The organism is Lysobacter sp. M2-1 (assembly GCF_022662495.1).
GTDB lineage: Bacteria > Pseudomonadota > Gammaproteobacteria > Xanthomonadales > Xanthomonadaceae > JAKPBU01.
Genome location: NZ_JAKPBU010000004.1, coordinates 1 through 13815, shown reverse-complemented (window position 1 = coordinate 13815; position 13815 = coordinate 1). Strand labels below are relative to the sequence as shown.

Genomic DNA, 13815 nt, shown 5'->3' with positions numbered 1-13815 from the left:
GACTGGGGACTCGGGGCTGGGAGAACACGGGCACCGAGACGGGCACACGGGATCCTAGCGTTTGCCGCCAGTCTCCAGCCTCCAGTCCCCACCCCCGCCTCACTTGTTGTCCACCTGCAGCACGGCGAGGAAGGCCTCCTGCGGGATCTCCACCCGCCCGACCTGCTTCATCCGCTTCTTGCCTTCCTTCTGCTTCTCCAGCAGCTTCTTCTTGCGAGTGGCGTCGCCGCCGTAGCATTTGGCCAGCACGTTCTTGCGCAGCGCCTTGACCGTGCTGCGGGCGATGATCTGCGACCCGATCGCCGCCTGGATCGCGACGTCGAACATCTGCCGCGGGATCAGCTCGCGCATCTTCTCGACCAGATCGCGTCCGCGGCGATCGGCGTGCTGGCGGTGGGTGATGAGCGAGAGCGCGTCCACCCGGTCGCCGTTGATCAGCGTGTCCACGCGCACGAACGGACCGGGGTCGAAACGCAGGAAGTGGTAGTCGAGCGAGGCGTAGCCGCGGCTGACGGATTTGAGCCGGTCGAAGAAGTCCAGCACCACCTCGGCCATCGGCAGCTCGTAGCTGATCTGCACCTGGCTGCCCAGGTAGGTGATGCCGATCTGGCTTCCGCGCTTTTCCTCGCATAGGGTGATGACGTTGCCGACGTAGTCCGGCGGGGTCAGGATGTTGGCGCGGATGATCGGCTCGCGCACTTCCTCGATCAGGTTCGCCGCCGGCAGCTTGGCCGGATTATCCAGCGGCATCACGCTGCCATCGGTCCTGAGCACCTCGTACACCACGGTGGGCGCGGTGGTGATCAGGTTGAGATCGTATTCGCGCTCCAGGCGCTCCTGCACGATCTCCAGATGCAGCATGCCCAGGAAGCCACAGCGGAAGCCGAACCCCATCGCTTCGGAGTTCTCCGGCTCGAAGCGCAGGGCGGCGTCGTTCAACTTCAGCTTCTCCAGGGCCTCGCGCAGGTCCGGATAGTCCTCGGCGTCGACCGGGAACAGTCCGGCGAACACGCGCGGCTGCATTTCCTGGAAACCGGGCAATGGGTGCGGCGCCGGATCGCCGGCCAGGGTGAGCGTGTCGCCGACCGGCGCGCCGTGCACGTCCTTGATCGAGGCCGTGATCCAGCCCACTTCGCCCGCGCCGAGCTTGGGCAGCGCCTTGCGCTTGGGCGTGAATACGCCGACCGACTCCACCTGGTGGCTGCGTCCGGTGGACATCACCAGCATCTTGGCGCCGGGTTTGATCTCACCCTGCATCACCCGTACCAGCGAGACCACGCCCAGGTAATTGTCGAACCAGGAATCGATGATCAGCGCCTGCAGCTTGTCGGTGTCGCGCGGCTGCGGCGGAGGAATCCGGCTGACGATGGCCTCGAGCACGTCACCGACGTTGAGGCCGGTCTTGGCGCTGATCGCGACCGCATCGTCGGCATGGATGCCGATCACCGCCTCGATCTCGGCCTTCACCCGTTCGATGTCGGCGGTGGGCAGGTCGATCTTGTTGAGCACCGGCACCACTTCCAGGCCCTGCTCCACCGCGGTGTAGCAATTGGCGACGGACTGCGCTTCGACCCCTTGTGCGGCATCCACCACCAGCAGCGCGCCTTCGCACGCAGCTAGCGAACGGCTCACCTCGTAGCTGAAATCGACGTGGCCGGGCGTGTCGATGAAATTGAGCTGGTAGATCTGCCCGTCCTTCGCCTTGTACGGCAGCGACACGGATTGGGCCTTGATGGTGATGCCGCGCTCGCGCTCGATCGGGTTCGAGTCGAGGACCTGCGCTTCCATCTCACGCGCTTCCAGTCCGCCGCACAGTTGGATGATCCGATCGGCCAGGGTCGACTTGCCGTGGTCGACGTGGGCGATGATCGAGAAGTTGCGGATGTTCCGCATGGACGCGGGCGTGGCGTTGGACATGGGCAATGGACGGCGCAATGGCCGTGGACGGCCCTGTGTTGCAACGCAGAATTATCGCATGTCCCACCCCGCGGGGACCGGAGCGGCCATGATCGCGATCCGAGCGGCGAACGATCGCCACCCGGGCCGCTCAGGGCGAGGCGCCTACTCCTCCTCGCCGTCGGTACGCGGCGTCACCGCGATGTACTGGGTCCCGCCGCCGCGGCGCACCAGCAGCATCACCGCCTGCCCAGCCCTGATCTTGCCGAGCTCACGTTCGAGTGCGGCGACACTGGCCACGTTGGCGCGCCCCACCGCCAGGATCACGTCGCCAGGACGAATGCCGGCTTCGCGCGCGGCCAGGCCCTGCACCCGCGCCACGCCGACGCCTTCGTCCTGGCCCAGTCCGAGCTGGCGGCGATCATCGGCATCGAGGTCCTGGCCGATGATGCCCAGCGGATTGGAGGCGGCGCGCGGGGCGTCCTGTCCTTGCGGGTCCTCGCCGAACGGCTCTGCGCCACTCGCCACGCCCTCGTCCAGCGGCGCGAGGGTGACCGACACGTCGCGCTCGCGCCCATCGCGCAGCACGCCCAGGGTGATCCGGGTACCCGGCGCCATGGCCCCGACGATGGGAGGCAGCTGCGTGGAATCGTAGATGGGCGTGCCATTGACCGAACGGATCACGTCGCCGCGTTCGATGCCGGCGCGCTCTCCGGGCCCGTTGGGCTGCACGCCACTGACCAGGGCGCCGCGGGTATCGGGCAGGTTCGATGCACGCGCGATGTCGGCGGTGATCGGCTGCAGTTGGACGCCAATCATGCCGCGCTGGACCCGCCCGTTCTTCTTGAGCTGGTTCACCGCCCCCATCGCGGTATCGATGGGAATGGCGAAGCTCACGCCCATGTAGCCGCCGGAATTGCTGAAGATCTGCGAATTGATGCCGACCACCTGGCCGCGCGTATCGAGCAGCGGGCCGCCGGAGTTGCCGCGGTTGATCGCCACGTCGGTCTGGATGAACGGCACGTACTGCTGGTTCGCGTAGGGATTCGAGCGCCCCACCGCGCTGACGATGCCGGCGGTGACCGAATGATCGAGCCCGAACGGCGAACCGATCGCTACCACCCACTGGCCCGGCTTGAGGGTCTTGGAATCGCCGATGCGCAGCGCGGGCAAGCCGGTCGCCGCCACCTTGAGCAGCGCCACGTCCGACTGCTGGTCGCTGCCGACGACTTTTGCGGTCAGCTCGCGGCGGTCGGACAGCTTGATCTTCACTTCATCGGCACCCTCCACCACGTGGTGGTTGGTCAGCACATAGCCGTCGTTGGAAATGATGAAGCCGGTGCCCATCGACACCCCGCGCGGACCGCCCTGCGGACCATCCGGCGCAGGCATACCCGGGAAGCCGGGGCCGAAGAAGCGTCGGAAGATTTCGGGTATTTCTTCCTCATCGGGCATCTGCTGCGCGCTGCGGCGCCCGCCTCCGATCTGGGCTTCGACATTGACCACCGCCGGTCCCACTTCCTCGACCAGGCGGGTGAAGTCGGGCAAACCCGCGACCAGCTGCGGCGCCGGCGCGGGGGCGGGTGACTGGGCGGTGGACACGTAGGGGGCGACGACCGCCGTAGTGGCGGCGGCCGTAGCCGCGATCAGGACCAGAATGCGCACGGAAGATTTCATCGGGCATGAACTCGAAGGGCGTGAACTCGAAGGGCGCGAACGAAGGCTGGATGACGCGAAATGCGGCGAACGTCGGTCGGGCGAAGCGGGAGCGCCGCGCCCGGCACGATCCGGCTAGTCGACGGGCGCCTCGTCGACAGGCAGCTGCGGTTCGAAATAGTCGTAGCCGGACGAAGTCCCGGCGGTCTCGTAATCCACCGTCAGCGCTCCCGACGCAAGGCCCGGTAGGACGGCTCGCGGCCACGGTCTGGACGGCGCAAGCGCGGAGGCTGCGAAGGGATCGTGGGAGGCGACCGTTTCCGGGACACGCGTGTCCGGCTGGCCCCCGCCTGGCTCGGCCACGGCGATTTCAACGACGGCGGGCTGCTGGCTCTCGACCTGCTGTGCAACGGTACGACGCAGCGGTTCACGCGCGCGGCGCGTGGCGCGGCGCGGCCGATCCGATGCCATGAGCGCGGCGGCTGCGACGCTGGCGGCGGTGTCCCGCGCCGATGTGGCAGGAGTCGGCTTCGGCGCAGGCTGCTGCGGACTGACTGGTATGTCCGGCGTCGGCGCGGCCGCGGCAAGCGGCGCGACCGCTCCGGTGACGGTCGGCTCGACCGTCGCTGGATTGCGCTGCGCGATGAACAAGGCCGCCACAGCGACCGAAGCCGCCAGGGCTGCACCACCGGCCCAGCCCCAGCGAAGACCGGTTCGGCCGGCTGCACGGGTGACTGCCGCATGTGCCCGACCTTCCTCGGCGACGGCCCCGAGCACCCGCTGGGAAAAATCGCGCGGCAACAGCGCCGGCATGCTGCCACGCATCAGATCGCCGCACAGCTGCCAGCGCTCCCAGCAGCCGGCCAGCTCGTGGTCGTGCTGCAGGCGCCGGAGCAGGAAACGGGCCTCGTCCGGCGCCAACGCGCCATCGAGCATCGCCGAGAGCTGCTGACGGCAGTGGGTTTCAAGTTTGTCCCGCATCAGGGCATCGAGTTCCTGCATATCGAGGTCACGCAATCGGGGTGGGCAGGAAGACCAGGCTTCTGGCCAGGTTTCCGGATGGCGCCTATCCGACCACGCGCTGGCGCGAAGGTTCCCCATCCATCAGCGGGCGCAGCTGGGCGTCGATCGCCTCCCGGGCGCGGAAGATCCGGGAGCGAACCGTACCGATGGGGCAGTCCATCCGGCCGGCGATCTCCTCGTAGCTCAGCCCGTCGACCTCGCGCAGGGTGATCGCCATCCGCAGCTCCTCCGGCAATGCCTCCACCGCCCGCATCACCGTGCGCTCCATCTGTTCGCGCATCAGCTCGCGCTCTGGCGTGTCGTTGTCGCGCAGGCGGATGCCTGAATCGAACTGCTCGGCATCCGAGACCTCGATGTCGTCGGTCGGGGGGCGCCGGTTGCTCGCGACCAGGTGGTTCTTGGCGGTGTTCACCGCGATCCGGTGCAGCCAGGTGTAGAACTGCGCGTCGCCACGGAAATTGCCGAGGGCGCGATACGCGCGCATGAAGGTTTCCTGGGCGATGTCCTGGCATTCGCTCCAGTCTGAGACGTAACGCCCGATCAGCGCGGCGATCCGGTGCTGGTACTTGCGCACCAACAGGTCGAACGCCGCCATGTCGCCACGCTGCACGCGTCCCACCAGTTCCTGGTCGAGTTGCTGCGAATCCTGCTGTTGCGAACCCCCCTGCGGCGGTTCGGCCTGATTCGATTCCGGTATTGAGGGGGTTTCGGCCATCGGGCCGGGGACTCCTTGGATGCGCGGCCTTGCGACCGTGCGTGATAACGACCCGCGATGATGTTCTGGAGCAATTCCCGAACGGCCGCCAGTGTGGAGGAGCTGGGGCCGCGGGACGACTGCCACAAGCCATGCCCGCGCGCTCATGGCTGCGATCGTGACGCGATCGCGCTGCTTCGCCGCTGGTTCGCGCTGGTTCGCGTCGCCTGCTCGCGCCCCGATTTGACGCATTCGGAACAACCTCCGGATCATAAGGTCCCATCTCCCCCGCGGATGACCCCTCCATGACCACCGCCCGCCTTGCCGGACTGCGTTTCGCCCACTGGCAGGCCCAGGAGCGCCCCGATGGCGTGATCGTGCTGTCCTTCGACCGTGCCGACGCCTCGGTCAATACCTTCGCCCAGGACGTGCTGATCGAACTCGACGGCATTGTCGAGCGGCTCGCGGTGGATCCGCCCAAGGGGCTGGTGATCCGCTCGGCCAAGGCCAGCGGCTTCGTCGCCGGCGCCGATATCAAGGAATTCCAGGCTTTCGACGCCAAGGGCACGGTCAACGACGCGATCTTTCGCGGCCAGCAAGTGTTCCAGAAGATCGCCGAACTGCCCTGCCCCACGGTCACGGCGATCCACGGCTTCTGCATGGGCGGCGGGACCGAGATCGCACTCGCCTGCCGCTACCGCGTGGCGTCGAGCGATCCGTCGACCCGCATCGGCCTGCCGGAAGTGAAGTTGGGCATCTATCCCGGTTGGGGTGGCAGCGTGCGCCTGCCCCGGCTCGTGGGCGCGCCGGCGGCGATGGATGTGATGCTGACCGGGCGGACCCTGTCGGCATCGGGCGCGAAGGCGATGGGCCTGGTCGACAAGGTGGTGGCGCCCGCCGTACTGGTGGATGCGGCGGTCGAACTCGCCTTGAAGGGAACGGCGCGTCCTTTCCGGCAGCGCTTCCTGGGCTGGATCACCAACACCTGGCCGGCGCGCCAGCTGTTGGCGCCGATGCTGGTGAAGCAGGTCGCGCGCAAGGCGCGCAAGGATCACTACCCCGCCCCATATGCGCTGATCGAGACCTGGCGGCGCAGCGGCGGCGGCATCCAGTCGCGGCTCGCGGCCGAACGCAAGGCGGTGGTGAAGCTGGCCGGCACGCCGACCGCGCGCAATCTGATCCGGGTGTTCTTCCTGCAGGAGCGGCTGAAGGGGCTCGGAGGCAAGGACCCGGGAATCCGGTCGGTGCATGTGGTCGGCGCCGGTGTCATGGGCGGCGACATCGCCGCATGGGCGGCCTACAAGGGCTTCGAGGTCACATTGCAGGATCGCGAGCAGCGTTTCATCGACGGCGCCCTGGCGCGCGCGCAGGAATTGTTCGCAAAGAAGGTAAAGGACGAAAGCAAGCGGCCACAGGTCGCTTCGCGCCTGAAATCCGACCTCGAGGGCAGCGGCGTTGCGGGCGCAGACCTGGTCATCGAGGCGATCATCGAACAGGCGCAGGCCAAGCGCGAGCTCTACGCCACGCTCGAGCCCAAACTCAAGCCCGACGCGTTGCTGACCACCAACACCTCGTCGATCCCGCTGGTCGAGCTGCGCGACCACCTGCAGCGTCCCGCACGGTTCGCCGGGCTGCATTACTTCAATCCGGTGGCGCTGATGCCGCTGGTCGAGATCATCCGCCACGACGCGATGGGCGGCGACGTGGAAGCGCGGCTAGCCGCGTTCTGCAAGAAGCTCGACAAGCTGCCGGTGCCGGTCGCCGGCACGCCGGGCTTTCTGGTCAACCGCGTGCTGTTCCCCTACATGCTCGAGGCGATGACCGCATACGCCGAGGGCATCCCCGGCCCGGTCATCGACAAGACCGCGGTGAAGTTCGGCATGCCGATGGGCCCGATCGAACTGGTCGACACGGTCGGGCTGGATGTCGCCGCCGGTGTCGGTGCCGAACTCGCGCCGTTCCTGGGCTTGCCGATTCCAGCCGCGCTGCAGGCACCGCCGGAGGCCGGCAAGCGCGGCAAGAAGGATGGCCAGGGCCTGTACGCCTGGGAAAACGGCAAGGCCCGGAAGCCCGAAGTGGCCAAGGACTACAAGGCGCCTGGCGACCTTGAGGATCGCCTGATCCTGCCCCTGCTCAACGAAGCCGTCGCCTGCCTGCACGACGGCGTGGTCGCCGATGCCGACCTGCTCGATGCCGGGGTGATCTTCGGCACCGGCTTCGCCCCGTTCCGCGGCGGGCCGATCCAGTACATCCGCGAAACCGGCGCCAACGTGCTGCTTGCGAAACTCGAGGCGCTGCAGGCCCGCTACGGCGAGCGGTTCGCGCCGCGGCCGGGCTGGGATTCGCCCCGGCTGCGCGCCGACGGCGCGGTGCCCGCGGAGACCCAGGAAGCGGCGACGCCGGCCACGGCTGCACAGCCCGGGGAAGATCGCTGGGCGCGTCCATCGGACCAGCGCGACGTCCAGCCGGGCGATGGCAACCGCGATCAGAATCAGGTGTAGGCGTCCGCCGCACAGGGGACGCAAGCCGGCACATCAGCCGGGATCGGGTTCTGGCTGGCGTATGAAGCGGCCTGAGGCACTCTGCCACTGCCACCTGCCGACCTCATCGCACTGGAAGCAGCTCGAGACGAATATCTCGCCACGCGCAGGATCCGTGGCCATGTGCATCAGCACTGGCTGGGAGGAAATCTGCTCGACTTGCACGACTGCGCCCGGTGCCGAAACCGGACGATCCGCCGCGAGCACCAGCAGGAAGTTCCCGGTCTCGCCTCGACAGCTCTCGAAGATTCCGAGCATGATTTCCAGCGACCGGCCGTCGAAGCTTCCTTCAGCCGAGAACCCGCGCCGCCCTCGCGCGAAGTAGGCGTCCAGCCCCTGCGTTCCGTATCGCACGGAATCGGGAAACGCCTCTTCGGACAGCGCGCTCGCCCTGCACCACGCCGGATCGAGCTGTTGTGCCGCAATACCGCGTACGCGGGTGCCGACAGGCACGATGTCCGTCCGCATCCACCACGCCTGGTGGCCGGGCGCAGGCCGCACCTCCACCCGCAGATCGCGCGCATCCCGACAGCCGGCGAGGGCCAGTGCGAGCAGGGCCGCAGCGACAAGCCGGCCGCGCATCGCGCGCTACATCGTATGGGTGGGTTTCTCGGCGCTGAGCGTGCCGGCGAGCAGGGTCTCGATCTTGCCCTTGACGTTCTCGCCCTCGGCGGTATCGGCGAACTGCACGCCGATCCCGGCGGTGCGGTTGCCCTGCGCGCCGGGCGGCGTCACCCAGATCACCTTGCCGGGCACCGGCAGGCGTTCGCTGGATTCGGGCAGGGTCAGCAGCAGGAACACCTCGTCCCCCAGGAAGTAGCGCTTGGTGGTGGGGACAAAAATGCCGCCATGCTTCACGTACGACATGTACGCGTTGTACAGCGAAGCCTTGTCCTTCACCGCCAGCGACAGGATGCCCTGGCGTGCTCCACCCGCTCCGGCGGTCATGTCAGCCTTCCCATATCAACGTGCCCCCATGCGCTCGACCTGTCCGGCCGTGGCATCGCGCCAGGCCAGCAACAGTTCGGTCACCGCCAGGTCCGCGCGCACCGTGGTGCGCAGCAGGTCGCGGGTGCGGTTGGCGGTGTCGAACCACGCCGCCAGCCTGCGGGTTCGCCGGGGATCGGTCAAGCCGGCACCCTGCGCAGGCGCGACCTGCTCCAACACAGCCTGCTCCAGCGCGATCTCGGCGGCGAAGCGCAGGCGCAGGTCCGCATCGCCATCCGCGGTCCAGCGCTGCGCTGTCTGCACCGCGGCGGCCTTGCCCGAGGTGAGATGCGACAGGTCGCCGGCGACTTCGCGCCGCAATGCGATCCGGCCTTCCGCCAGCCAGGCGTGCGCCAGCCCCGGATGGCCGCGCGCGGCCTGCAACGCCTCGTCGGTCGCTTTTGCGGCGTGCCCCTGCTGCTGCAGCCAGGTCAGCGCCTCGTCGTGCGGCGGTAACGGGAATTCGAGCCTTTGGCAGCGGCTGCGGATCGTTGCGGGCAGACGCGCCGGATGCGCGGTCACGAGCCACAGGTAACGGTCTGGCTGCGGCTCTTCCAGCGTCTTGAGCAGGGCGTTGCAGGCGGCGTGGTTGATCGCATCGGCAGGATCGATGACCACGATCTGCGCGCCGCCGTACTGCGGCGTGAGCGTCAGCCGTTCCGAGACTTCGCGGATCTGCTCGATCACCAGTTCGGTACGCAGCCGGGTACCTTCCTTGTTGGGAATGAAACTGACGAAGCGATAATCCGGATGGGTTCCGGCCGCGAACAATTCGCAACCGCGGCATGCGCCGCAGGCATTGCCGTGCGCGTCGCGGCTGGTGCAGAGCATGCGCCGGGCGAGCGCTTCTGCGACGGCGCGCTTGCCCAGGTGGGCCGGCCCGCAGAAGAGCAATCCGTGCGCCAGGCCACCGCCATCCATGCGTGCGCGGGCGGCCTCGTAAGCGCGCCGCTGCCAGGGCGCGAACCCGGACACGCTCATCGCGTCGTCTCCTGCCACTGGCGCAGCAGCGCGACCGCTTCGGCCGCGACATCGGCGGCCGGCACGGACGCGTCGATCACGCGAAACCGTTCGGGATCGGCCTGCGCCCGCCTCCGGTAGGCATCGCGCACGCGTTCGAAAAACGCGTCCTGCTCGCTTTCGATCCGGTCCGGCCCGGTGCCGCCCAGCGCCAGCTCACGGCCGCGCGTGCGTTCGCGGCCCTGGGCGACCGGAAGATCGAGCAGCAGCGTCAAGCCAGGCGCGATGCCGACCGCATGCTGTTCGAGCGCTTCGATCAGCGTCGCTGGCAGCCCGCGCCCGCCGCCCTGGTAGGCGTAACTCGAATCGGTAAAACGGTCGCTGAGCACCCAGGCCCCGCGTTCGAGCGCCGGAATGATCGTGTAGGCCACATGCTGCGCGCGCGCCGCGAACATCAGCAGCAGTTCCGCCTCGGCCACCGGGGCCTCGTGCGCGGGCGAGAGCAGCAGTTCCCGGATCTGCTCGGCCAGCGGCGTGCCGCCGGGTTCGCGGGTGAGCACGACTTCGTCGCCAGCCGCCTGCAGGGCAACCACCAGGGCCTTGAGCACGGTCGTCTTGCCGGCACCCTCGCCGCCTTCGACGGTGACGAAACGCGGATGGATCCTGAGCGTGTCGCTCATTGCGCAGGGGGCGTCGTTGGCGCGGGCGCCGGGGTCGTTGCGGGCGCCGGGGTCGCCACGCGCTGGCGATAACGCCGCAGGTAGGCCTGCACTGCCGTCTGGTGCTCGGTCAGCGAACGCGTGAACACATGTCGGCCGCTGCCATCGCCCACGGCGACGAAGTACAGCGCATCGCCTCCCGCGGGCCGGGTCGCGGCCTTCAGCGCGTCGACTCCGGGCATGGCGATGGGCGTGGGCGGCAGGCCCGCGCGCGTATAGGTGTTGTAGGGGGTATGGGCGAGCAGGTCGGCGCGGCGGATGTTGCCGCGGTAATCCTGGCCCATTCCGTAGATCACAGTGGGATCGGTCTGCAGCAGCATGCCGGTCTTGAGCCGGCGCACGAATACGCCGGCGATCTCCGCCCGTTCGGAGGCGATCCCGGTTTCCTTCTCCACGATCGAAGCCAGGGTGAGCGCCTCGTCCTTGTTGCGAAGCGGCAGGTCGGGCGCGCGTGCGGCCCACGCGGCGTCCAGGGCCTTGACCATGGCGGCGTGCGCGCGCTTGAGGATATCCAGGTCGCTGTCGCCACGGGTATAGACATAGGTCTCCGGCAGAAAGCGGCCTTCCGGATGCTGGCCCGGCGCGCCCACGGCCTGCATCAGTGCGGACGCATCGAGCTGCGCGGTTTCGTGTTCCAGCGGCGTCGCCCGGGCCAGCGCCGCGCGCAACTCGCGGATGTTCCAGCCCTCGACGATCGTGAAGCGATGCCCCACCACCTTGCCCTGGCGCATGCGCGTGAGCAACTCGCGCGGCGTGATCCCCGGCTCCAGCGCGTACTCGCCCACCTGCAGCTTGCCGGCCACGCCGAGCTGGCGCGACAGTACCTGCCACTCGAGTTCCTGCCCACCCGGAACGCCCGCCTCGTAAAGCTTGCCGAGCACGCTCACGAACGAGTCGCCGCGTTCGACCAGCACGCTGTCGCCCTTGTCGACGCCCGCGATCGGCGCATCGGCGAACGTCATGTAGCGCGCGACGACCCAGTAGCCTGCCGCGCCTGCAACCAGGGCGGACAGCACGAACAGGATTCTCAGCAGGGTCAGGCCAGGGCGGCGTTGGCGGCTGGAACTCACGACTGCTCCGTGGCGAAGGCGGGGTGCGCACCTGCGAGCAGGCGCATGGCCCGCGCAACGGCCGGATGCGGAGGCCAGCTCCGATCGCCCAGGCGAGCGACCGGCAGGATACCGCGCACTGCATTGCACAGGAAAACGGCGTCGGCGGCTTCCACATCGGCCGGCGCGAGCCTCGCCTGCTCCGCGTCCAGCGCATCAATCGCCCACTGCCGGCAGATGCCAGCGACGCCGCAGGCGTCGAGCACCGGCGTGCGCCAATGCCCTTGCTGCAGAACGAACAGATTGGCCGCGGTGGCGCAGACCACGTGGCCGGCCTGGTCGCACAGCAGGCCTTCGTGCGCCACGCGCTCGCACGCGTCCGCTTCCCGCCATTCCGCACGTGCAAGCACCTGTTCGAGCCGGTTGCAATGTTTGAGCCCGGCCAGCAGCGGCTGGTGCGCGAGCCGGATGCGGCACCAGCGCAATACCAGGCCATCTGAACCCTCGGCGTCGGGGAGCGGGTGCAAGCCAAGTTGCCAGTCGGCATCGACGTCGGATGCAGGCGTGTAGCCGCGGCCTTCTGCCCCCCGGGTGACGACGAGTTTCAATACGCCTTCGCGCCGGCCTTCGAGCATCCGGCCTGCCTCGGCGGCGACGAAACCCGGATCCGGCAGCCGGATGTGCAGGCGCGCCGCACCGGCCGTCAATCGCGCCCAGTGCCGCTGCCACCATGGCACGCCGCCGGCGTGCACGCGCATCGTCTCGAACAGCCCGTCTCCGTAGGCAATGCCGCGACTGTCGGGATCGATCGCCTCGATGCGCGCATTGCCGCGATACAGGCCGACGCTCACGTCTCCACCCCCAGCGCCCGGAGCATGCCGCGCGCCTTGGCGCGGGTTTCCTCCAGTTCGCGCTCGGGATCGGAGTCGGCGACGATGCCGGCGCCGGTCCGGAACCGGAGGCTTTCGCCTTCGATCTCGGCGCTACGGATCAGGATGTTCAGGTCCAGATCGCCGTCGCGATTCAGCCAGCCCATCGCGCCGGTGTAGGCGCCGCGTCCCGTTGCCTCGAGCTCGGCGATGATCTGCATGCAGCGTACCTTGGGGCATCCGGTGATGGTGCCGCCCGGGAACACCGCACGCACGATCTCGCCGGGCGTGGCTTCCGGGCGCAGACGGCCGCGCACGTTGCTCACGATGTGGTGGACGTGGGCATAGCTTTCCACGCTCATCAATTCGTCCACCTCGACGCTGCCCGGCGTGCAGACCCGGCCCAGGTCGTTGCGCTCCAGGTCGATCAGCATCACATGCTCGGCCCGCTCCTTGGGGTGGCCGACCAGTTCTCGGATGCGCAGAAGGTCATCGTCGCCGGCAACGCGCGGCCGCGTCCCGGCAATAGGACGTGTTTCGACCACATCGGCGCGCACCGAAACCAGGCGTTCCGGGGAAGCGCTGACCACCGCCCATCCTTCCCCCGCGAACAGCCCGGAAAACGGCGCGGGATTGGCCGAGCGCAGGCGTTGGTGCAGCGCAGCCGGATCCAGCGTCCGATCGAACTGTGCCTGCCAGCCGCGCGAGAGATTGGCCTGGAAGATGTCGCCGGCGGCGAGATAGTCGAGGATCCGGGACACGCCCCGGGTAAAGCGCTGCGGCGGATCCTCGCGCAGGGATGTGGGCGGCTGCCAGGCCGGCAGCGGCTCGTTGTCGGCGTAGCGGATGATGTCACCCACGATCTGCTCGATCAGGCCGGCATGCGCAGCCTCGGCCACCGCGATGCAGTCGCCGGTGGCATGGTCGCGCAGGATCGCGGCGGGGCAACGCAATGCCTGCGCTACCGGCAGCATGCCGAGCGCGCGCGGCAAACGCAGCACGGGTTCGACTTGCGCCGCGAGTTCGTAGGCGAGAAACAGCGCCCAGCCGCCGCGAAACGGCCAGCGCGGCTCGTCGCGCGGCAAGCGTAGCGCGTGCCACCAGGCGTCTAGGGCGTCGAGGAAGTTCGGCTGCCCTGCGCTGCCATCGCCACCGTGCAGGCTGCCATCGGCATGCAGCGACAGCGCCTCCCCGCTAGTCGCCAGGAGCAGGTCCCAGCGTCCTTGCGCGGTGCCGTGGGCGGCCGATTCGAGCAGCATCGGGTAGCGCGACGGCGCCAGCCGATGCAGGTCGAGCAAATCGAGATCGGCAGATATGGGACGGGTGACGAGCATGAGGTCAGACCGCCCAGGCCATGGTAGGAGCGGCGGGGGACGCCCCCCCCGGGGAAACAAAGCCCCCGGGGGGGCGCCCCCACCCCCA

11 protein-coding genes and 1 pseudogene are annotated in these 13815 nt (G+C 68.6%); 1 reads left to right on the top strand and 11 read right to left on the bottom strand.

Translation table 11 applies throughout. From position 1 onward, the window contains the following. Positions 1–99 precede the first annotated feature (99 nt). From lepA to rpoE, 4 genes are all read right to left on the bottom strand, one after another. Positions 100–1893: a translation elongation factor 4 gene (gene lepA / locus MC375_RS10690; RefSeq protein ID WP_242103432.1), complete on the bottom strand. Its 1794-nt coding sequence runs from the start codon at positions 1891–1893 to the stop codon at positions 100–102. A gap of 168 nt (positions 1894–2061) precedes the next feature. Continuing rightward, a complete protein-coding gene (locus MC375_RS10685; protein WP_242103386.1) occupies positions 2062–3573 on the bottom strand; it encodes a DegQ family serine endoprotease in 1512 nt (503 codons plus the stop codon). Between the two features lie 114 nt (positions 3574–3687). Then, positions 3688–4533, bottom strand: coding sequence for a sigma-E factor negative regulatory protein (locus MC375_RS10680; protein WP_242103385.1), 846 nt, complete (start codon positions 4531–4533; stop codon positions 3688–3690). 85 nt (positions 4534–4618) lie between these two features. Further along, a complete protein-coding gene (gene rpoE, locus MC375_RS10675; RefSeq protein WP_277929440.1) occupies positions 4619–5290 on the bottom strand; it encodes an RNA polymerase sigma factor RpoE in 672 nt (223 codons plus the stop codon). A 284-nt stretch (positions 5291–5574) separates the two neighbouring features. On the opposite strand from rpoE, the pseudogene MC375_RS10670 reads away from it, so the two are divergent. Next, a pseudogene (locus MC375_RS10670) lies at positions 5575–7641 on the top strand (3-hydroxyacyl-CoA dehydrogenase NAD-binding domain-containing protein); the annotation flags it as partial. A gap of 162 nt (positions 7642–7803) precedes the next feature. On the opposite strand, the gene MC375_RS10665 reads toward MC375_RS10670, so the two are convergent. From MC375_RS10665 to MC375_RS10635, 7 genes are all read right to left on the bottom strand, one after another. Further along, positions 7804–8277: a hypothetical protein gene (locus MC375_RS10665; protein ID WP_242103384.1), complete on the bottom strand. Its 474-nt coding sequence runs from the start codon at positions 8275–8277 to the stop codon at positions 7804–7806. 120 nt (positions 8278–8397) lie between these two features. Then, positions 8398–8757 (bottom strand): PilZ domain-containing protein, encoded by a 360-nt coding sequence (locus tag MC375_RS10660; protein WP_242103383.1) that lies wholly within the window; start codon positions 8755–8757, stop codon positions 8398–8400. Positions 8758–8772: 15 nt separating this feature from the next. Beyond that, entirely contained in the window at positions 8773–9777 is a 1005-nt protein-coding gene (locus MC375_RS10655; protein ID WP_242103382.1) for a DNA polymerase III subunit delta', read from the bottom strand. After that, the gene (gene tmk / locus MC375_RS10650) at positions 9774–10436 is read right to left on the bottom strand and encodes a dTMP kinase (RefSeq protein WP_242103381.1); all 663 of its coding nucleotides are present in this window, start codon (positions 10434–10436) and stop codon (positions 9774–9776) included. The genes MC375_RS10655 and tmk overlap by 4 nt, the downstream gene beginning before the upstream one ends. Then, complete coding sequence (mltG, locus tag MC375_RS10645) at positions 10433–11545, bottom strand: endolytic transglycosylase MltG (RefSeq protein WP_242103380.1); 1113 nt, start codon at positions 11543–11545, stop codon at positions 10433–10435. Before mltG ends, tmk begins: the two co-directional genes overlap by 4 nt. Beyond that, positions 11542–12375 carry an aminodeoxychorismate lyase gene (pabC, locus tag MC375_RS10640; RefSeq protein ID WP_242103379.1) on the bottom strand — a complete coding sequence of 278 codons (834 nt, stop codon included), beginning with the start codon at positions 12373–12375 and terminating at the stop codon, positions 11542–11544. The genes mltG and pabC overlap by 4 nt, the downstream gene beginning before the upstream one ends. Beyond that, the gene (locus MC375_RS10635) at positions 12372–13727 is read right to left on the bottom strand and encodes an aminodeoxychorismate synthase component I (RefSeq protein ID WP_242103378.1); all 1356 of its coding nucleotides are present in this window, start codon (positions 13725–13727) and stop codon (positions 12372–12374) included. The genes pabC and MC375_RS10635 overlap by 4 nt, the downstream gene beginning before the upstream one ends. Positions 13728–13815: the final 88 nt, after the last annotated feature.